Genomic DNA, 19,771 nt, shown 5'->3' with positions numbered 1-19,771 from the left:
GAACCGTGTTCCGCAGCGAGTACGCAGACGTCCCGCCCGTCGAACTGCCCATCCACGAGGCCGTCCTGGGCCGGGCCGCCGCCTTCGGCGACACTCCCGCGCTGATCGACGGCACCGACGGCACCACCCTCACGTACGACCAGCTGGACCGGTTCCACCGGCGTCTGGCCGCCGCGCTCGCCGACGCCGGGGTGCGCAAGGGCGATGTGCTCGCCCTGCACAGCCCCAACACGATCGCCTTCCCGACCGCGTTCTACGCCGCCACGCGCGCGGGTGCCTCGGTGACCACCGTGCACCCGCTCGCGACGGCGGAGGAGTTCGCCAGACAGCTCGCCGACTGCGCGGCCCGCTGGATCGTCACCGTCGCGCCGCTGCTGCCCACCGCCCGCAGGGCCGCCGAACTCGCGGGCGGCGTACGCGAGATCATCGTGTGCGACAGCGCGCCGGGGCACCGCTCCCTGACCGACATGCTCGCCTCCACCGCGCCCGAACCGGACGTCGCGATCGACCCGGCCGAGGACGTGGCCGCGCTGCCGTACTCCTCGGGCACCACCGGCGTCCCCAAGGGCGTCATGCTCACCCACCGGCAGATCGCCACCAACCTCGCCCAGCTGGAGCCGGTGATGTCCGGCGGGCCCGGCGACCGCATCCTGGCGGTCCTGCCGTTCTTCCACATCTACGGCCTCACCGCCCTGATGAACGCCCCCCTGCGGCGCGGCGCCACGGTCGTCGTCCTGCCCCGCTTCGACCTGGACACCTTCCTCGCCGCCATCCAGAACCACCGCATCACGGGCCTGTACGTCGCCCCGCCCATCGTCCTCGCCCTGGCCAAGCACCCCGCGGTCACCGCCTACGACCTGTCGTCGCTGAAGTACCTGATCAGCGCCGCCGCCCCGCTGGACGCCGAACTCGCCGCCGCCTGCTCGAAGCGCCTGGGGCTGCCGCCCGTCGGCCAGGCGTACGGCATGACCGAGCTGTCACCGGGCACCCATGTCGTCCCGCTCGAGGCGATGGAGCACGCCCCGCCCGGCACGGTCGGCAAGCTGATCCCCGGCACCGAGATGCGGATCGTGTCCCTCGACGACCCCGGCAGGGACCTCGGCACCGGCGAGAGCGGCGAGATCCTGATCCGCGGCCCGCAGGTGATGAAGGGCTACCTCGGCCGGCCCGACGCCACCGCCGCGATGATCGACGCCGACGGCTGGCTGCACACCGGGGACGTCGGCCGGGTCGACGAGGACGGCTGGCTGTTCGTCGTCGACCGGGTCAAGGAACTCATCAAGTACAAGGGCTTCCAGGTGGCCCCCGCCGAACTGGAGGCGCTGCTGCTCACCCACCCCGGCATCGCGGACGCCGCCGTCATCGGCGAGTACGACGCCGACGGCAACGAAGTGCCGCACGCGCACGTCGTCCGCCAGCCGCACGCGGCCGAGCTGACCGAGGAGGAGGTCATGGCGTACGTCGCCGAACGCGTCGCCCCGTACAAACGGGTCCGCCGCGTCACCTTCAGAGACAGCGTGCCGCGAGCGGCCTCCGGGAAGATCCTGCGGCGGCAGCTGAGGGAAGCGGGGGAGCCGGCGTGACCTCGATCAGCCGTACGCGCGTCCAGGGCATCGAGACCCTCACCCTCGACTCCCCGGACACCCGCAACGCGCTCTCGGCCGCCCTCGTCGGCGAACTCGCCGACGCGCTCAGCGACTGCGGCAAGGACACCGATGTGCGCGCGGTCGTCCTCACCCACACCGGCACCACCTTCTGCGCCGGGGCCGACCTGCGCGACCCACCGCGCCCGGACGCGCTGGTCGCCCTGCTGCGGCAGATCGTCGAGCTGCCCAGACCGGTCGTCGCCCGCGTCACCGGGCACGTCCGCGCGGGCGGCCTCGGTCTGCTGGCCGCGTGCGACATCGCGGCGGCCTCGCACACCTCGAGCTTCGCCTTCACGGAGGTGCGGATCGGCGTGGCTCCCGCCGTCATCTCGATGCCGGTGATCCCGCGGGCCGATCCGCGCGCCCTCGCCCGGTACTACCTCACCGGGGAGCGGTTCGACGCCGCCGAGGCCGCGCGGATCGGGCTGGTCACGGCCGCGGGCGAGGACGTGGACGCCGTACTGGAACCGGTCCTCGACGGTCTGCGCCGGTCCGCGCCCGAGGCCCTGGCCGAGACGAAACGGCTGCTCACGGCTAGGGTGCTGGAGGCATTCGACCGGGACGCGGACCGCCTCACCGCGCTCTCGGCACGGCTGTTCGCCTCCCCGCCGGCCCGCGAGGGGATGACGGCCTTCCTCGAACGACGGGATCCACCATGGGCGCTGTGACCACGGTCCCCCACGACCGCGTCCCCAAGCAGGACCGCAGCCGGGCCACCCGGCAGCGGCTCCTGGAAGCCGCCGTGGCCTGCCTCGCCGAGCACGGCTGGGCGGGCTCCACGGTGTCCGTCGTCGCCGAACGCGCGGGCGTCTCCCGCGGCGCGGCCCAGCACCACTTCCCCACCCGCGAGGACCTGTTCACCGCGGCCGTCGAGTACGTCGCCGAGGAACGCTCCACCGCCCTGCGCGCCCTGTTCCCGCAGGGCGCGGCCGGGGACCGGCGGGCCGTCGTCGCCGCCCTCGTCGACCTCTACACCGGCCCGCTGTTCCGCGCCGCCCTCCAGCTGTGGGTGGCCGCGTCCAACGAGGAGCAGCTGCGGGAACGGGTGACCGAACTGGAGGCGCGGGTCGGCCGCGAGACCCATCGCATCGCCGTCGAACTGCTCGCCGCCGACGAGTCCCGGCCGGGCGTGCGCGAGACCGTGCAGGGCCTGCTGGACATGGCCCGCGGACTCGGCCTCGCCAACCTCCTCACCGACGACCGGGCCCGCAGGGAACGGGTCGTGGCCCAGTGGGCGGCACTGCTGGAGGAGACGCTGGGCCGAGCCGCCGGGGACCCGGCCTAGCCTCGGGAGGCGGGGCCGGGCCGTCATGGGCTCAGCCGGCCTCGGGAGGCCGGGGCGGGCCGTCATGGGCTCAGCCGGGCCTCGGGAGGCCGGGCCTCACGGGCTCAGCCGGGCCACGGGAGGCCGGGCCTCACGGGCTCAGCCGCTCCACCCGCCAGCTGCCGTCCGCCTGCTCCACGTACCGCAGCCGGTCGTGGAGCCGGTTCTCCCGGCCCTGCCAGAACTCCACGCTCTGCGGCGCCACCCGGAAACCGCCCCAGTGCGGCGGTACGGGCACCTGCTCGCCCTCCGGATAGCGGGCCGCGAGCTCGGCGTAGGCGGCCTCCAGCTCGGCGCGGGTGGCGATCGGCGAGGACTGCTCGCTGGCCCAGGCACCGAGCTGCGAGCCGTGCGGCCGGCTGCGGAAGTACGCGGCGGTCTCGTCGCGGCCGGTGCGCCGGGCGATGCCGGTGACGATGACCTGCCGGGCCATCGGATGCCAGGGGAAGAGCAGCGAGACGTACGGGTTCTCGCCGAGGTCACGGGCCTTGCGCGAGCCGTAGTTGGTGTAGAAGACGAAGCCCTGCTCGTCGAAGTGCTTCAGCAGCACCGTGCGCGAGCTCGGCCGGCCCTCCGCGTCCGCCGTGGACACGATCATCGCGTTCGGCTCGAACAGGTGTCCCTCGACGGCGGCCTGCTTGAACCAGCGCGCGAACTGCTCGACGGGCGTCGGCGCCAGATCTCCCTCGGAGAGCCCCTCGGTGCGGTACTGCTTGCGCATCCGGGCGGGGTCGGGGACGGGAACGGGGTCGGGGCCTGGGGTCGGCACGGCGTCTGCGTCGGTCACGCGGGCCATCTTGCCGTACGCCCCCGTCCCCGTGGAGCCCCCCGGATGGCACTCAGTGCCGCGAAGACTCCCCGAAGTTGACACTCAGGGATATGGTGCTGGTGCCATCCAGGTTGGGTGACCGCCGACCGTACGGGGCATCACTGGGGAGACAGCCCAGGACCGCCAGTCTCCGCACGGACCGTGGATCCATCGGCGTCATCTCTCGCACTGATCATGAGGAGCCGCATGATGTCCGACTTCGTACCCGGACTCGAAGGAGTCGTCGCGTTCGAGACGGAGATCGCCGAACCGGACAAGGAGGGCGGCGCACTCCGGTACCGGGGCGTCGACATCGAGGATCTCGTCGGTCACGTCTCCTTCGGCAACGTCTGGGGCCTGCTCGTCGACGGCGCCTTCAACCCCGGCCTGCCGCCCGCCGAGCCCTTCCCCATCCCGGTGCACTCCGGCGACATCCGCGTCGACGTCCAGTCCGCGCTCGCCATGCTCGCCCCCGTCTGGGGCCTGAAACCGCTGCTCGACATCGACGTCGAGCAGGCCCGCGAGGACCTGGCCCGCGCCGCCGTCATGGCCCTGTCCTACGTCGCCCAGTCCGCCCGCGGCCAGAGCCTGCCGATGGTCCCGCAGCGGGAGATCGACAAGGCGCAGTCCGTCGTCGAACGCTTCATGATCCGCTGGCGCGGCGAGCCCGACCCCAAGCACGTCAAGGCCGTCGACGCGTACTGGACGTCCGCCGCCGAGCACGGCATGAACGCGTCCACCTTCACCGCGCGGGTCATCGCGTCCACGGGCGCGGATGTCGCCGCGGCGCTGTCCGGTGCGGTCGGTGCGATGTCCGGGCCGCTGCACGGTGGCGCCCCCTCCCGTGTGCTGCACATGATCGAGGAGATCGAGCGCACCGGGGACGCCGAGGCGTACGTCAGGAACGCCCTGGACCGAGGCGAGCGGCTGATGGGCTTCGGCCACCGCGTGTACCGCGCCGAGGACCCCCGCGCGCGCGTGCTGCGGCGTACGGCCCGTGAGCTGGGCGCCCCGCGCTTCGAGGTCGCCGAGGCGCTGGAGAAGGCGGCGCTGGAGGAACTGCACAACCGGCGGCCCGACCGGGTGCTCGCCACCAACGTGGAGTTCTGGGCGGCGATCATCCTCGACTTCGCCGAGGTGCCGGCCAGCATGTTCACGTCGATGTTCAGCTGTGCGCGGACCGCCGGATGGTCGGCGCACATCCTGGAGCAGAAGCGGACGGGGCGGCTGGTGCGGCCGTCCGCGCGGTATGTGGGTCCCGGTCCGCGGAGCCCGCGGGAGATTCCGGGGTTCGAGGACATCGCCCGCTGACGGGGGTGTCCGAGGAGCGCGGGCGACTGCGGGCCGGACGGTGCCGGCCGCGCAGTTCCCGCGCCCCTGGCGGCGTCTGATCAGGCCGGGGTCAGGAGTGCCGCGTGGTGTCGTTCCGCGACCAGCGGATGGGCTCGGAGCTTGCCCTTGAGCTCGTTGTAGCCGTACTCGGCGAAGAGCGGGTTGGCCGGGTCGTCGGTGATGCCCGGAGCCGTGGAGGCGTACGGGAAGACCAGCGGCTGCACCCGCGCATCCAGCCGCGGGTTGTAGAAGAACGGCACGGAGTAGCGCTCGGTGGCGCCGGGCGGGGAGACGACCCGGTGGTTGGTGGCGAGGAGGTAGCCGTTGGTGGCCACCTCCAGCAGCTCGCCCAGGTTGACCACGAAGGCGCCGGGGATCGGCGGGACGTCGTGGAAGAGGCCGTCCTCGCGCTGCACCTGGAGGCCGCCCACCTGGTCCTGGAGGAGCAGGGTGAGGAACCCGTAGTCCTTGTGGGCGCCCACGCCCTGGTCGGCGCCGTTTCCGGGGCTGCCCGGGTAGCGGACCAGCTTGAGGTGCGGGTGGGCGTGGTCGCCGAAGACCGGGTCGTAGAAGGACGGGTCGGCGCCGATGGAGGCGAGCAGTTCGTGCAGCAGCCGCTCGGCGACGCCGCTGAGCCGCTCGATCCAGGAGAGGGCGGCCGTCCGCAGCTCGGGCAGGGCGGCGGGCCACTGGTTGGGGCCCTGGAGCCACCAGTACGGGGGCTCGCCGGGCGCCGGGACACGGGCCGGGCGCTCGGCGCCGATGTCCAGCTGGTCGCGCCAGTCCTGGCGGCCGCCGGTGCGCTCGTCGCCGGTACGGGTGTAGCCGCGGAAGTGCGGCGAGTGGACATTGTCGATCGCGAGGCGCTGCTCCTCGGGGAGCGCGAAGAAGCGGCGCATGGCGGTGAGCAGGCGCCGGGTCTCCTCGTCGGTGATCCCGTGCCCGACGAGCTGGAAGAACCCCACGTCATGCGCGGCACTGTGCAGCTGCGCATGCAGCAGGGCCCGCGCCTCGGGGCCGCGGTCGGCGGCGGAGAGGTCGATGATCGGCAGTTGCTGGTACGACGACGGATTCGTCGAGACGTTCGTCATGGTGCGTCCGCGGGTGTACGGGGTCCCGGGCGCCGCCGAGGGTGGGGCGGCGCACGGGTGCCAGGAGAAAGGGGGATGCCGGAGGCGAGGCGGAAGAACGGGGCCGGAATGCTCAGAGGGAGCGTCGACAGCCCATGCTCGTGACGCGGACGTAGTCCACGTGGCGGCGTCGAACGAGCGAAAGCATGCGGCAAGGGTACTGCGCGGCGGCAGATTCGTACGTGACGCAGGTCACCGGCCGTAGATCATCCGGCCGTGGTTCGTCCGGCCGTGGATGGTCCGGCCGTGGATGGTCCGGCCGTGGTTCGTCCGGCCCTGGATCGTCCGGCTGGGAACGCAGACGATCCGCGGGCCACGTCCTCTCGGGAGAGGAGCCGGTCGGACGTACCGGCGGCCCGCGGATCGGGTGACTGCTCTGGTTTCGGGCCGGCTGCGCGTCGCTGTCACGCGCTGGTCCGGCACCGCACAAGGTGTGGTGGCGAGCCGCTAGCCCGCAGCCACCTCACGCGTCCGGGTTTCCTTCATGTACCCGATCACCTCCCTTCTCGTGTACGGCACACCCTAAGAACCGGTCGGCCCGGCTTCAACGGGTTTTTCACCCGCGCCGGCGGCCGTGCCGCCCCGGCGCGTCACTCTCGCCCCACGACCCCCGCCAGATCCAGCGCCGACGCGATCCGCAGCGCCACGTCCTCCGCGTACGCGGCGTCCGAGCGCTCGAAGGGGCTGCGGCCGGCGGCGCGCAGGAAGGTGAGCACGCCGAGGGTGCGGCCGCGGCTGCGCAGGACGGCGCACAGGGCGTGGACGGTGTCGGCGGGCCACTGGCGGGACAGGGCCCACTCGCGGGCGCGCTCGGCGGGGACGGCACCGGCGCTCGCGCGGACGGTGCCGGCGCGCTCGACGCAGCTGAGCGCCGGGTGCTGCTCGGGATAGCGGACCGGCAGGCCCGCGTCACCCCCGAGCAGGCTGGGGCCGGGGGCGCCGGAGGGGGTGGCGGCCAGCCGTACCAGCCGTACCGGTGTGCCGTCGGGGCCCTCCGCCGCCGTACCGCCCGCGACGCGGTCGACGAAGGCGTGGTCGGCGAAGCCGGCGAGGGCGAAGTCGAGGTGGACGGTGGCGGCCTCGGCGGGGTCCTCGCACTCGGCGGCGGCGCGGGCGGCGCGGTGCAGCTGGTTGGTGCGGAAGCGCAGCAGGGATGCCTCCTGCTCGCCCTGCTTGGCCTCGGTGACGTCCTGGAACAGCCAGCCCACGCCCAGCGGAACCGGTTCCTCCGCCAGTGGGGAGGCGAGGCGGACGAAGCCGCAGCGCCAGCAGCGCCGCCGCTCGCCGTCGGGGGTGCGCACGCTCACCCAGATCTCGGCGGGCGCGGGCGGCGCGCCCTCGGCCAGCACATGGGTGAGCGCGCTCTCCAGCTCCTCCACGCCCTGGGCCAGCAGCTCGCCCAGCGGGCGGCCGAGCGCGGAGGTGCGCCCGGTGCCCAGCGCGCGGGCGGCGTGCGCGTTGACCACGGCGGGCCGCAGATCGGCGTCGACGAGGACCACGCCCCAGGACGCGTCCTCGAACAGGGCCTCGCTCAGCGCGATGGACCGCTCCAGGTCGATCTGCGCGTGCACCTCGCTGAACGCGCAGTACACGCCGGCGGGCTTGCCGTCGGGGCCGCGCACGGCCGCGGACTGGGTGCGCACCAGGACCCGGCCGCCGTCCTTGGTCAGCAGCGCGAACTCGTGCACCTGCCGGCCGGGCGCGTGCATGGCCGACAACAGCCGTCCCTGGACCTCCTCGGCGTCCGCGCTGCGCACGGCCCAGCCGGCGAACCCGGACCGGCCGACCGCCTCGGCCGCCGTCCAGCCGAGGATGCGCTCGGCCTCGCGGTTCCAGTGGGTGACCGTCCCGTCGGCGTCGAAGGCGCACAGGGCCGCGTCCATGCCGTCCAGGAGCGCGGCGAGCAGGTCCGAGCCGTCCCGGTCGGGCTGCTCGGGCTCGTCCGGCCCCAGTTCGTCCGTCGTCCCACTACGCCGTGAAGCACTCACCTGGACCCCCTGCAGGCTGCGTCCGCACGAACGGCGCGTCGGTTCGCTCAACTGCGTTCATTCAACTGGAACGTGACGCAGCCCACATACGGTTCCCGCAAGATTGCCGACGAATCGTTGCGCGGCGGAGATCCGGCCACGGCACGATCCGGCCACTACGGCTCGCGCGGGGCCAGCCGCAGGTCGACCCACACATCCGTCTCGCCGTCCAGCGTGTAGCGCTCGGTCTCGGCGAACCCGCGCGCGCGGGCGAACCGCAGCCCGTCCTCGTTCGCCGCCAGCACGCACGTCTCCACGGCGCCCGCGCCGATCCCGCGCGCGTGGGCGAGGCCGTCCGCGTACAGCGCCGTACCGAAGCCGCGTCCGCGGAACTCCGGCAGCACGCGCGCGATGACGGTCACCACCCGCTCCTCGCCCTCCGGCGCGCGCACGGTCGAGCAGCCGACCAGCTCCTCACCGGCGTAGGCGTTGCACAGCCGGTGGCGTGCGGCCCGCTCGCGGACCTCGTCCAGGGACAGCGCGGCGGGCGGCACGATCACGTTGTGGACGTGCCGCCACTGCCGGAGCATGGTCTCGCCGTCCACGGCCTCGATACGAAGATCAGTCACGGACAGCAGCGAACAGCCGGTCCCGTCCGGCCGTCAACGGGTTTGCGGCCGCCGCGCGTACACCTCGATCTCGATCCGCATCCGCGGGTCGGCCAGCCCGCACACCATCATCGTGGCGGCCGGACGCACCTGCCCGAAGCGGGCCCGCAGCACCGGCCAGCACGGCTCGAAGTCCTCCCGCGCGGGCAGCAGATAGCGCACGCGGACGACGTCCTCGAAGCCGCACCCCGCCTCCGCCAGCGCGTCCCCGATGTTGCGCAGGCACTGCTCGGCCTGCTCGACGACGTCGTCGGAGATGGTCATGGTGGCGTAGTCGTAGCCGGTCGTCCCGGACACATGCACCCAGTCCCCGTCGACGACGGCGCGGGCGTACCCGATCCGCTCCTCGAACACGGAACCGCTGAGAATGGCGCGTCGCTCGGTCATGGGCGGCACGCTAGGCGAGCGGATCCCATACGTCGAATACGCGTGGAGGACACATTCCATACGCCGGGCGGTATGCCCCGGCCCTATGATCCGTCGGATGGAGCGCCCGGAACTTCCCCTCCCGCAGCTGCACGCCTTCGTCGTCCTCGCCGAGGAACTCCACTTCGGCCACGCGGCGACCCGCCTGGGCATCGCCCAGCCACCCCTCAGCCAGCAGATCCGGCGCCTGGAGGAGAAGGTCGGGCACACCCTGTTCACCCGCCCGCCGGGCCGGGTGAGCCTGACCCCCGCGGGCCGCGAACTCCTCCCCGCCGCCCGCCAGGCCCTCACCGGCCTCGCCCAGGGCCTCGCGGCGGCGCGCGCGGTGGGCAGCGGCAGGACGGGCCGTCTGCGCGTCGGCTTCGCCGCGTCCCTGGCCCTCACCGTCCTGCCGGGACTCCTCGGCGCCCACCGCCACCGCTTCCCCGGCGTCGAGCTGGACATCCGCGAGATGACGACGGCCCCGCAGCTCGCGGCCCTGCGGGACGGCACGATCGACGTGGGCCTGCTGCGCGAGCCCCCGGCCGCCGCCGAGGGCCTGGCCTTCCGCACGCTGCTCGGCGAGCCCCTGGTGGCGGTCCTGCCGTCCGGCCACCCCCTGGCCACCCGCCGGCGCACGGTCGTCTCCCTCGGGGACCTGGCCGACCAGCCCTTCGTCCTGCTGCCCCGCGAGGCGGGGCCCGGCCTCCACGACCGCATCACCTCCGCGTGCGCCGGCGCCGGCTTCACCCCCCGCGTCGCCCAGCACGCCGTCGAGTGGCAGACCGTCTGCGCCCTGGTCGAGGCGGGCCTCGGCGTCTCCCTCGCCCCCGCCGCCATCCGCCGTATCCGCCTCAAGGGCGTGGCCTTCCGCCGGCTCCAGCCTCCCGCCCCGCAGACGACGGTCGCCGCGGCCTGGCGCAGCGACGGGACCAACCCCCTGGTGACCAACCTGCTGGCGACGATGACGTGCCCGTGACGGGGGCCGTGCGGGCTCAGTGCCGGTAGAAGATCCGGTCCTGGTACTGCTCCATCACCCGCCCGTTCCACTCGTGCCCCCCGTCGACGTTGCCCGAGCGCAGCAGCGGGGGCTCGATGCCGCGCTCGGCGAGGGAGCCGGCGGCCGTGGCCATGACGGCCTGGAGGAGGGCGGTGGTGACGACCGTGGAGGCGGGGGCGAAGGGGGCGGGGACGGTGTCGAGGGTGAGCTCGGCGTCCCCGACGGCGATCTTGGAGTCGAGGACGAGGTCGCAGTGGTCCTTGAGGAAGGTGCCGGAGGCGTGCCGGGATCTCGTCTCCGTGGCGTAGGCGACCGAGGTCACGCCGATGACCTTCACACCGAGGGCGCGGGCGTTCATCGCCATCTCCACCGGCAGGGCGTTGCGCCCGGACAGGGAGATGATCACCAGGGCGTCGCCCGCGCGGACGGGGGAGGAGTCCAGGACGGCGCCCGCCAGCCCGTCGACACGCTCCAGGGCGGAGCCGAGCGGCGCGGGCATGACGTCGACGCCGACGACACCGGGCACCGCGAGCAGGTTCATCAGCGCGAGCCCGCCCGCCCGGTACACGACGTCCTGGGCGGCCAGCGAGGAGTGCCCGGCGCCGAAGGCGAACAGGCGGCCGCCCGCGGCGACGGTGTCGGCGAGGAGCGTGCCCGCGGCCGCGACGGCCTCCCCCTCTTCGTCGCGGACCCGGCGCAGCAGACCGATCGCGGCGTCGAAGTACTGGTCGGCCAGCTTCCTGTCGCCCATGCAGAGCCCCTTCGCTCCTCGGGGTGCCTGTGTCGCGGATCACCGTGCGGTCTGGACCAGTGGGATGTCAATACGGCGGTCCGGGGCCGCGGGCGGGGCCGTGCCCGCTGGAGGGACGGTCGGGTCCCGCTCGGGCGGGAGGGGCGCCGCGGTCCGCATTCCGGCGGCGCGGCACGGTTGTCAGTGGCATCCGGCAGAATTGAAGGCCAGGGCCAGCGCACGGGCCGGAGACCGTCGAGCTCCGGCAGATCTCTATCGAGGGGCACGTATGTCCGGACTGATCGACACCACGGAGATGTATCTCCGCACCATCCTTGAGCTGGAGGAGGAAGGTGTTGTCCCCATGCGTGCCCGCATCGCCGAGCGGCTCGACCAGAGCGGGCCGACGGTCAGCCAGACGGTGGCGCGCATGGAGCGCGACGGTCTGGTGTCCGTGGCCAGCGACCGCCACCTGGAGCTGACCGACGAGGGCCGCCGGCTGGCCACGCGCGTGATGCGCAAGCACCGGCTCGCCGAGTGTCTGCTGGTCGACGTGATCGGCCTGGAGTGGGAGCAGGTGCACGCCGAGGCGTGCCGCTGGGAGCACGTGATGAGCGAGGCGGTGGAGCGGCGGGTGCTGGAGCTGCTGCGCCACCCCACCGAGTCGCCGTACGGCAACCCGATCCCGGGCCTTGAGGAGCTGGGGGAGAAGGACGGCGCCGACCCGTTCCTGGACGAGAGCATGGTCTCGCTGGCCGAGCTCGACCCGGGCACGGACGGCAAGACGGTGGTGGTGCGCCGGATCGGCGAGCCCATCCAGACGGACGCCCAGCTGATGTACACGCTGCGCCGGGCGGGTGTGCAGCCGGGTTCGGTGGTGAGCGTGACCGAGTCGCCGGGCGGTGTGCTGGTGGGCAGCGGCGGCGAGGCCGCGGAGCTGGAGGCGGACGTGGCCTCCCATGTGTTCGTCGCCAAGCGCTGACGCCGTCCCGCAGGCGGGTCCGGCAGGTGCCCCGGTGTCAGGAGGTGACTCCCGGGACCGCGGAGGCGGGTGCCGGGGTGCGGCGCCGCGTCGATTCCCGGCCCGGCTGCGCCGAATCGCAGCGGCGCGGCCCGGCTCGTGCCAGGCTGTCGCGTAAGGCATATGACCGGGAGGGGCGGGCGGATGTGCCGAGAGCGAGCGGAGGGCCCCGGCGCCGTGCGGCGCCGGGGCCTGTCCTCCCCTGTGTCGACCCGGAGCCCCGAGCTCTCAGGGTCGTTCCCCTCGGACCGGTTTCCCCGAGCGGTCCGCCTCCCGCTGAAGGTCTCCCCTCGGCGGCCGCGATCATTCCTTGAGCGGTGTCACTCGAATGAGGGGTGTTGCCCGCGAAGACCGCATCTTCGAATAGGGGTTCGATAGTCTGCGAAGCGGCGGCCGTCCCTCCGGGACACCGCGGCACACCGATGAGGCAGGTACGCCACGGGTACGGCCGCAGCCGCACAGTGGCGGAGTTGAGCGGGCGGTCCGAGCGGAGCTTGGGGGGTGCCGGAACCAATGGCGCGGCGCATCGATGTGACCGGAGCGGGCGGCGTACGCCTCGCCGCCTGGGAGTTCGGCGACCCGCCCAAGCCGGGCGGCGACTTCGACGCGGAGGGCGGCTCCACACCGGGCGTGCTGTTACTGCACGGCCTGATGGGCCGCGCCTCGCACTGGGCGTCCACCGCCCGCTGGCTCTCCGCACGGCACCGCGCGGTCGCCCTCGACCAGCGCGGCCACGGCCAGAGCGACAAGCCCCCACAGGCCGCCTACACCCGCGAGGCATACGTCGACGACGCCGAGGCCGCCCTCGAACAGCTCGGCCTCGCCCCCGCCGTCCTCATCGGCCACGCCATGGGCGCGCTGACCGCCTGGCAGCTCGCCGCCAAACGCCCCGACCTCGTCCGCGCCCTGATCATCTGTGACATGCGGGCCTCCGCCCTCGGCGCGGCCTCGCAGCGCGAGTGGGCCGACTGGTTCAGGTCCTGGCCCGTCCCCTTCGCCACCCTCGCCGACGTCCGCAAGTGGTTCGGCGAGGACGACCCCTGGGTGGAGCGCCCCAACCCCTCCCGCGGCGCGTTCTACGCCGAGGTCATGCAGGAGTCCGCCGACGGCTGGCGGCCCGTCTTCGAACCCGAGCAGATGCTCAGGACCCGCGAGACCTGGGTGTACGACGCGCACTGGGAGGAGCTGGCCCAGGTGCGCTGCCCCGCCCTCGTGGTCCGCGGCCTCGACGGTGAACTCGGCCGCGCGGAGGCGCAGGAGATGGTCCGCGTCCTGCCGCACGGCCAGTACGCGGAGGTCGCCGACGCCGGCCATCTCGTCCACTACGACCAGCCCGAGGCATGGCGCGAGGCCATCGAGCCGTTCCTGGACGGCGTCCTGGCCACCTGACCTCACGCCCCCTCGATCTCACCGACGTACCGCAGCACCGTGAGCACCATCGCCTGGTGCGCGGGCAGTTCGAGCCCGACCGCGTGGGCGGGGAGCCGGGAGCCGGCCACGATCTGCTCCAGGGCGGAGGCGACCGGGGCGAGCGCGGGGTCGGCGCGAAAACCGTCGAGGACCTCGCGAGCCCCGACGCCGGTCCCTTTCCCGTCGGCCCCTTTTCCGTCGGTCCCTTTTCCGGCGGGCCCGCCCTCGGCGGTCGGCCCGCCCCCCGTGGCCGCGGTCACGACATGGCCCAGGGCCGGTCCCAGATGCATCACCGGCCACAGCTCCGGCCGTACGTCCGCCTCGCCGCGCAGAGCGGCCAGCGCGCGCCGCGCGACCTCGGCGTCCAGTGGGCCCAGGGCGGCGGCCGCCGCCGGATCGCGCTCCCCGTCGAGGACCCGCCGCAGCACCCCGGTCAACGGCACGAACCGCTCGTCCAGCGCGGCCCAGCGGTCCAGATGCTGACGCAGCTTCACCCCGGCCACCGTGTTGCCCCGCTCCGCCGCGACCAGGGCCCCGAGCACCGGCTCCCAGATCAGCAGCCACACCGCCCGCCCGGTGACCGCCGCCCGGCCCGCCGCCGCCCCCGACGTGCCGCGCACCTGCCGTAGCGCCGCCGTGAACACCTCCGCCAACCGGCCCGGTTCGGGTGCCAGCCGCTCCAGGAGCCGGTCCAGTGCCACCCCCGGCACCTCGCCGGCCCGCGCGCACAGCTCCTGCGGACCGGCGGGCAGCCGTGCCGCCGCCGTACCGAAGACCAGCACGTCGTCCACGGCCGCCGAGAGCGCGTCGGCGGTGCGGCCGCCCGTGAGGAGGCCCAGCAGGGCACCGGCGAGATGGTGGGCCAGGGCACCGGCCGCATCCCGGGCATGGGTGTGCAGATACGTGCCGTAGTTGGCGTGAGCGACCGCGATCAAGGAGGGCAGCCCGCCCCGGTAGGCGTAGCGCAGACAGTCCCGGCCCCGCGCCAGGGCGAGCGGACCGCGGCCGCGCGCGTGCTCGACGGTGGCGAGCGCGCCGAACACCTCGCCCAGCAGGGCCGTGGCGTCGGCGGCCTCGAACACCTCCCGGCACTCCTCCAGCACCGCGATCGCCTCACCCGTCCGCCCCAGCCGCAGCAGCGGCATGTACGCCGGGAACCGCGCCTCGGCCACATCGGTCCGCGGCGCGCCCCGGCCGGCCTTCACGGCGCACAGCTCGCCGTTGGACTCCAGTGCCGTCTCCCAGCGTTCGGCCTGGATCGCCGCCCGCTGCACGATGTCGCAGAACTCCTCCCAGACCTGCCACCACACCGTCCCGCCCGCCGAGTCCGGCTCCGCCGCGCGCGGCAGCGCGTCCATCCGGCGGCGCAGCACGGCGGCCTCCTCCAGCACCTGGGCGGCCCGCCCCCGCCGCTCCGAGAGCACATGCAGCCGGTGCACCTCGCCGAGCAGCCCCGCCCACCCGGTGAGCCCGGCCGCGCGGGCGCAGGCGATCTCGGTGTCGATGAGCTCCAGCGCCTCGCGCAGCCGCCCGGCGCGCAGACACAGCCCGGCGAGCTGTCCGGCCGCCGCCGACACCCCCGCCGGGTCTCCGCGCCGCAGCTCCCGCTCCAGCGCGGCTCGGGTCATCCGCTCGGCCGCCGCCGGGTCGGTCGCCGACAGCACCTCCAGCAGCGCGGCCGTCGGCGGTGCCGTGCCGTCGCCGGACGCGGCCAGCGCGGCGATCCGGTGCAGCACCGGCATCACCCTCGCCACCGTCGGCCGTGACCCGTCGCGCCGCACCACCGCCTGCAACAGCGCCTCCGCGCCCTGCGCCAGCCCGATCCGGATCAGGTACGGCGCCGCCGACAGCCCCGCCCGCGCCAGCAGCGGTCCCGCCGCCGACGCCCCCTGCGCGTCGGTGCCCTCGCGCTGCCAGGCCATCTGGAACACCCGCGTCCAGTACCCGGCCATCCGCTCGTCGACCAGCCTGCGCAGCCGCGGTCCGGCCTGCGCGCGGCCCTGTGCGGCGACGGCCGCCTGGATGTCGTACGCCATGCCTCCGGCGGTGGGACGCGGGCCGAGCAGGCCCCGCTCGGCCAGGGCGGCGAGGCCGGTGGCCAGGGGCTCCGCCGGGTGGCCGACGCGCTCGCGGAGGTCCGGCCAGTTGTGCTCGACGCACGGGCCCACCCGGTCGGCCTCCTCCAGGCAGCACAGGAACCGGAACAGGTCGGCGTGCGCGGGCGGGAGCCGCCCGACGATGCCCTCGGCCCACGCGCCGAGCACCCGCAGACAGTCGTCGCCGTCCGCCTCGCCCCCGGCGCCGGTGAAGAACCCCTCGGGCAGCCCGCCGCCCTCGGACCAGGCCCGCCCCGCCGTCCCCAGCAGCGCCGTGAGCCGCCCCGGATCGGCCGCCTGCGCGTCGGCCAGCTCCAGCAGCCGGGGATGGCCCCGCGTCACCTCCAGTACGGCGGTGGCGTACGCGCGGGCGGCATGGGGCGCCAGTCCGGCCCCCCGGCCCTCGGCCAGCGCGGCCAGCCGGGGCAGCTCGCGGGCCAGCAGCACCGCCTCGTCCGCGCTCAGCAGGTCCACCGGCACGGAGGGCAGCAGGGGTCCGGCGCCGGGCGGCCGGGTCCGGCAGGTGAGCAGCGCCCGGCCGGGCCCGGAGTGTCCCGACAGGGCGGCCGTCAGCCGCGCCCAGAGCGGATCGCGCCAGGTGCCGTCCGCCGTGAGCAGCGCGTCCACGTGATCGACGACCAGCAACAGCCGGTGCCGCGCCAGGCCCTCGGCGACGGCGGCCGCGAACGCCGCCGCGCTCTCCTCGTCGTCGAGCGGCTGCGGACAGGGCACCCCCGCTTCGCGCAGGGCGAGCGCCAGGTCCGACGGCGCCCCCTGGGCGTGCGTGTCCGCGTCCGCCTCGCGCAGCTCCGGCACCTTGAACCACACCACCTTCTCGAAGGCGTGCCGGTGCGTCTCGACCGTCTCCCGCGCGCACGCCGTCTTCCCCGCCCCCGGCATGCCCACCAGCACCGCCCCGCACCTGCCGCTGCCGGGCGCGAGCAGCGCGCTGACCCGCGCCATGACGCCGACACGGCCGACGAAGCGGCGGGGGAGGGGCGGGAGGAGGCCGGGGCCGGCGGCGACGGGATCGGTACCGGTGTCCGCGCGGGCGGTGCCGGTGGCCTCGTGCACGGTGCCGGTGTCCTCGCGGGCGGTGCCGGTGTCCCTGTCCCCGCCCCGGTCGTCCGCCCTCGCCGCCCGCACCCGCAGGGTCGCCGCCCGCTCCCCGAACAACGCGGGCGTGGCCGCCGACAGTTCGGGCCCGCCCTGCGCGGCCGCCTCGGTCAGCGCACCGGCGAGGGCGCGCGGCAGCGGCAGCCCTTCGCCGACGAGCCGCCGGTACAGGCCCTCCGCGAGGGCCACGGCGAACCTGTCGGCCACCGGATACCGCATCGCCAGCACCGCACATCCCAGCCGCCCCACCAACTCCCCGGCGAGAACGCCGACATCGGGCGCCACGCCATCCGGCGCCCCCGCCTCCCCGGCGTCGGCCACCGGCACCCCCAGCACCCTCCGCTGCTCCCCCGCCGTCAGTGCCGCGGACCAGCAGGACGACAGGGTGACGAGCCCGACGCGGCGGGCGGCGGACAGCAGCTCGGCGAGTGCCCCGGCCGTGACCCGGTCCGGCCGGCCGGCGTCGGTCTCCAGAAGCAGCTCGCCGGGCGTGCCGTGCCCGGAGACGTGGACGATGTCCCAGCCGCCGGGCTCGGCCAGCACCGACCGCAGCCGCTGGCGGCTCACCCCGTACTGGAGCGCCCGCACCTCCACCGCGCGTCCCGTACCGGAGAACAGGCTGGTCAGCGCGATGCGTTCGCGCCGCAGATTCAGCGCCCGGCTGCCCTGCGGCAGGCTGAACAGCGCCAGCACCCGCACCGGCCGCTCCTGACTCTCCCGCGCCCACCGCGCCCCGGCCCGGCCGTCCGCCGCGTCCGTCCGCATCACCAGCGTCACGTCCTGGAGCGCCAGCGGCCGTCCCCGTGCGTGGGCCAGTTCCAGGGGTACGAACAGCAGCCGGCGGGCGTCGGGCACCTCCTGCGGGACCACGACCCGGACCACGGCGGGTGCCGACGCGAGCAGCGCGGGAGCCACGGGGCCGAGGACCTCCGTGCCGATCCACGCCCCGACCTCCCGCACGATCTCCCGCTCGCGCGCCACCCGCTGGTCCGGCGGGGCATGCCGGCGCACATGCCCGGCGAGGTCCCAGAACGCCTCGTACTCCGGCCGGAAGGGGTCCAGGCGTACGTCGTGCCGGGCCAGGATCCGCCCGTCCGGTCCGGTCAGTTCCCAGCTCCAGCGCTCGGTGCCGGCGAAGTCCCGGACCGTGAGCAGCAGTTCGCGCACCGCTCAGAACCCGAACCGCTGCCGGAGCTGCCGCAGCTGCTGCACCGTTGCCTGCACCTGGCCGCGCGCCGGATGGCCGGGGGGCAGTTCGCGCAGGCCCCGCTCGTACATCTCGTGCGCCTCGATGAGGTGTCCGACCTGCCCGGTCCGGGCCAGCGCGAACAGGACGCCACCGAGGTTGACCAGCCGGACCGCGTGCATCGGGTCGCCGGGCGGGGTGTCGGCCAGGGCCGCGCGGGCGTGCCGTACGGCCTCGTCCAGGACGGCGGGGTCGGGGAACCGCTGGGCGCGGCGCAGCAGGGAGTTGGCGAGGTTCGACGCGATGCCCGCGCGCTCGGGGTGGGCGCGGGGGAGGAGGTCGAGGCAGGAGCGGTACAGGGTGATCGCCTCGTCGATGTCCTGGGCCCGGCCCTGGCGGTCGAAGACCTCCTGGAGCGAGGTGGCCAGGGACGACATGTGCCGGGGGAGCTCCGGGTCACCGGGCGGCGAGGCGTCCACCGCCCGCCGCCCGTACTCCAGCGACCGCTCCAGCAGCGTCGCGTCCCGCTCGCGCTCCCAGCGCAGCCTGCTCAGCATGCACAGCGCCGACAGCGCGGAGGCGTGCCGCGCGTCGTCCGCCGGGTACCGCCGTACGGCCTCCTCGGCGGCCTGCGCGGCCCGCCGCAGCAGGGCGGGGTCACCGCTGCGGCCGTACTCCAGCCGCAGCCGGTCGGCGAGGTCCAGCGGCTCCTCGCCACCGGGGACACCTCCCCCGGCACCTGCCGCAGGCGCCCCCTCGCGCCGTCCGGAACCGCCCTGCCGTCCGAACCACTTCACCACGCCCGCCCCCCTGGTTGCTGTCGGCCCGCACGCCCCCGCGTACGACCGGTGTACCCAACGGGACTCCGGACGACCCGAGTTGATGCGTACGCTTTCAGCCCTTGCCGACCGCGGCGAGGATCTCCGGCAGCCGGCGTGCGGTGCGCGGGGCGGCGAGCCGCAGGCCGAGCGGGGCGGGAACGGCCCCGTAGGCCGTGCCCGGCGGCAGCAGCCACCGCAGGCGATGCCCGGCCGGCAGCGGCCGGGCCAGGCCGGTGGGGGCGCTGGGCGCGAGTGGCCACGACGAGCCCGCAGCCGCTGGAGGGACAGAAGCCCGGCGGACGAACCGGCGCTGACGAACCGGCGCTACCGATCCCGCCCGCACGCATAGGCGAGCGGCGAGATCAGCTCCTCCGCGTCCGGCAGCCACCGGTTCGCCGGCGTGGGCCGGCACGCCCACTGCACAGCCCCACGGGACCCGAACCGCGTGGGAGGCGCCGCCACATACGCCCCCTCGCCCAGCGCCACCAGATCCAGCGAAGAGGGCGACCACCCCAGCTTGCGCACCAGATCCGGCACCTTCACCGCGGCCCCCGGCAGCACGAAGAACTGCATCCGCCGGTCCGGCGTCAGCGTCACCGGCCCCAGCGTCAGCTCCATCCGCTCCATCCGCGCCAGCGCCAGGAACCCGGCCGTCTCCGGCACGCAGATCGCGTCGAAGGTGCGCCCCGTCGGCAGCAGGATCGACGCGTTCGGCTGCTTCTGCCACATCCGGCGCGCGACGGTCGCGCTGCCCGTGGCCTGCGTCGCCCAGTCCTCGCGCGCCGGGTGCGCCCCCGGCGCCCCGCACGCGGGGTCCTCGCAGGAGCAGCGCTGCACCCCGTCGACGGCTTCCAGCCAGGTGCCGGGGAACACGTCCCAATGGCGTTCCTCGGCATAACGTACGGCTGTCTCCAGCAGTGATTCCCCGCGTTGCTGCGGAATCTGCGCGGTTTCGGTCCCCGGGATCGTCTCTTCCACGCTGAACACAACTTCCGCGCCCACCTCGGGTTACGGGCGTGCTCGCGCGCGGCGGAGGAGCATCGATTCCGCGTCCGGGGCGCACGGTTGCACAGGCGGGGGCGCGCGGGAGGATCGGCGGCGCGGAAGGGGT

General features: G+C 74.7%; 16 protein-coding genes. 7 read left to right on the top strand and 9 right to left on the bottom strand.

Annotated features, from left to right (window positions below; translation table 11 throughout):
- The first annotated feature begins 5 nt into the window (after positions 1–5).
- The 3 genes from ACSU6M_RS15130 to ACSU6M_RS15120 are packed head-to-tail and all read left to right on the top strand — an operon-like array spanning position 6 to position 2,931.
- A complete protein-coding gene (locus tag ACSU6M_RS15130; RefSeq protein ID WP_437070238.1) occupies positions 6–1,583 on the top strand; it encodes a 4-coumarate--CoA ligase family protein in 1,578 nt (525 codons plus the stop codon).
- Complete coding sequence (locus ACSU6M_RS15125; protein WP_437070237.1) at positions 1,580–2,314, top strand: enoyl-CoA hydratase family protein; 735 nt, start codon at positions 1,580–1,582, stop codon at positions 2,312–2,314. Before ACSU6M_RS15130 ends, ACSU6M_RS15125 begins: the two co-directional genes overlap by 4 nt.
- Positions 2,302–2,931, top strand: a complete 630-nt coding sequence (locus ACSU6M_RS15120) for a TetR/AcrR family transcriptional regulator (protein WP_437070236.1) — start codon at positions 2,302–2,304, stop codon at positions 2,929–2,931. Before ACSU6M_RS15125 ends, ACSU6M_RS15120 begins: the two co-directional genes overlap by 13 nt.
- 130 nt (positions 2,932–3,061) lie before the next feature.
- On the opposite strand, the gene pdxH is transcribed toward ACSU6M_RS15120, so the two are convergent.
- Positions 3,062–3,766, bottom strand: a complete 705-nt coding sequence (gene pdxH, locus ACSU6M_RS15115; RefSeq protein WP_437070235.1) for a pyridoxamine 5'-phosphate oxidase — start codon at positions 3,764–3,766, stop codon at positions 3,062–3,064.
- A 222-nt stretch (positions 3,767–3,988) separates the two neighbouring features.
- Here pdxH and ACSU6M_RS15110 point away from each other — a divergent pair, with 222 nt between their 5' ends.
- Positions 3,989–5,089 (top strand): citrate synthase 2, encoded by a 1,101-nt coding sequence (locus ACSU6M_RS15110; RefSeq protein ID WP_437070234.1) that lies wholly within the window; start codon positions 3,989–3,991, stop codon positions 5,087–5,089.
- 80 nt (positions 5,090–5,169) lie between these two features.
- Here ACSU6M_RS15110 and ACSU6M_RS15105 read toward each other — a convergent pair whose 3' ends face one another.
- From ACSU6M_RS15105 to ACSU6M_RS15090, 4 genes are all read right to left on the bottom strand, one after another.
- The gene (locus ACSU6M_RS15105; protein WP_437070233.1) at positions 5,170–6,201 is read right to left on the bottom strand and encodes an isopenicillin N synthase family dioxygenase; all 1,032 of its coding nucleotides are present in this window, start codon (positions 6,199–6,201) and stop codon (positions 5,170–5,172) included.
- Positions 6,202–6,830: 629 nt separating this feature from the next.
- Positions 6,831–8,228 carry a PAS domain-containing protein gene (locus ACSU6M_RS15100; protein WP_437070232.1) on the bottom strand — a complete coding sequence of 466 codons (1,398 nt, stop codon included), beginning with the start codon at positions 8,226–8,228 and terminating at the stop codon, positions 6,831–6,833.
- Between the two features lie 155 nt (positions 8,229–8,383).
- Positions 8,384–8,836 carry a GNAT family N-acetyltransferase gene (locus ACSU6M_RS15095; protein WP_437070231.1) on the bottom strand — a complete coding sequence of 151 codons (453 nt, stop codon included), beginning with the start codon at positions 8,834–8,836 and terminating at the stop codon, positions 8,384–8,386.
- A gap of 33 nt (positions 8,837–8,869) precedes the next feature.
- Complete coding sequence (locus ACSU6M_RS15090; protein WP_437070230.1) at positions 8,870–9,262, bottom strand: RidA family protein; 393 nt, start codon at positions 9,260–9,262, stop codon at positions 8,870–8,872.
- Between the two features lie 97 nt (positions 9,263–9,359).
- Between ACSU6M_RS15090 and ACSU6M_RS15085 the strand changes: the two genes are divergently transcribed.
- Positions 9,360–10,259, top strand: coding sequence for a LysR family transcriptional regulator (locus ACSU6M_RS15085; RefSeq protein WP_437070229.1), 900 nt, complete (start codon positions 9,360–9,362; stop codon positions 10,257–10,259).
- A 16-nt stretch (positions 10,260–10,275) separates the two neighbouring features.
- Here the strand turns inward: ACSU6M_RS15085 and ACSU6M_RS15080 are convergent, their stop codons facing one another.
- The gene (locus ACSU6M_RS15080; protein ID WP_437070228.1) at positions 10,276–11,031 is read right to left on the bottom strand and encodes an SIS domain-containing protein; all 756 of its coding nucleotides are present in this window, start codon (positions 11,029–11,031) and stop codon (positions 10,276–10,278) included.
- A 268-nt stretch (positions 11,032–11,299) separates the two neighbouring features.
- Between ACSU6M_RS15080 and ACSU6M_RS15075 the strand changes: the two genes are divergently transcribed.
- Positions 11,300–11,992 carry a metal-dependent transcriptional regulator gene (locus ACSU6M_RS15075; protein ID WP_437070227.1) on the top strand — a complete coding sequence of 231 codons (693 nt, stop codon included), beginning with the start codon at positions 11,300–11,302 and terminating at the stop codon, positions 11,990–11,992.
- A gap of 552 nt (positions 11,993–12,544) precedes the next feature.
- On the top strand, positions 12,545–13,420 hold the full coding sequence (locus ACSU6M_RS15070) for an alpha/beta fold hydrolase (RefSeq protein ID WP_437070226.1): 876 nt from the start codon (positions 12,545–12,547) through the stop codon (positions 13,418–13,420).
- A gap of 2 nt (positions 13,421–13,422) precedes the next feature.
- Here the strand turns inward: ACSU6M_RS15070 and ACSU6M_RS15065 are convergent, their stop codons facing one another.
- The 3 genes from ACSU6M_RS15065 to ACSU6M_RS15055 form a co-directional block, all read right to left on the bottom strand.
- On the bottom strand, positions 13,423–17,820 hold the full coding sequence (locus tag ACSU6M_RS15065; protein ID WP_437070225.1) for a CHAT domain-containing protein: 4,398 nt from the start codon (positions 17,818–17,820) through the stop codon (positions 13,423–13,425).
- 3 nt (positions 17,821–17,823) lie between these two features.
- The gene (locus tag ACSU6M_RS15060; protein WP_437070224.1) at positions 17,824–18,639 is read right to left on the bottom strand and encodes a hypothetical protein; all 816 of its coding nucleotides are present in this window, start codon (positions 18,637–18,639) and stop codon (positions 17,824–17,826) included.
- A gap of 345 nt (positions 18,640–18,984) precedes the next feature.
- Positions 18,985–19,638, bottom strand: a complete 654-nt coding sequence (locus tag ACSU6M_RS15055; protein WP_437070223.1) for a bifunctional DNA primase/polymerase — start codon at positions 19,636–19,638, stop codon at positions 18,985–18,987.
- Between the last annotated feature and the right edge of the window lie 133 nt (positions 19,639–19,771).

Source organism: Streptomyces sp. enrichment culture (genome assembly GCF_964272895.1).
Lineage (GTDB): Bacteria > Actinomycetota > Actinomycetes > Streptomycetales > Streptomycetaceae > Streptomyces.
This window is presented reverse-complemented; position numbering and strand designations above follow the sequence as displayed.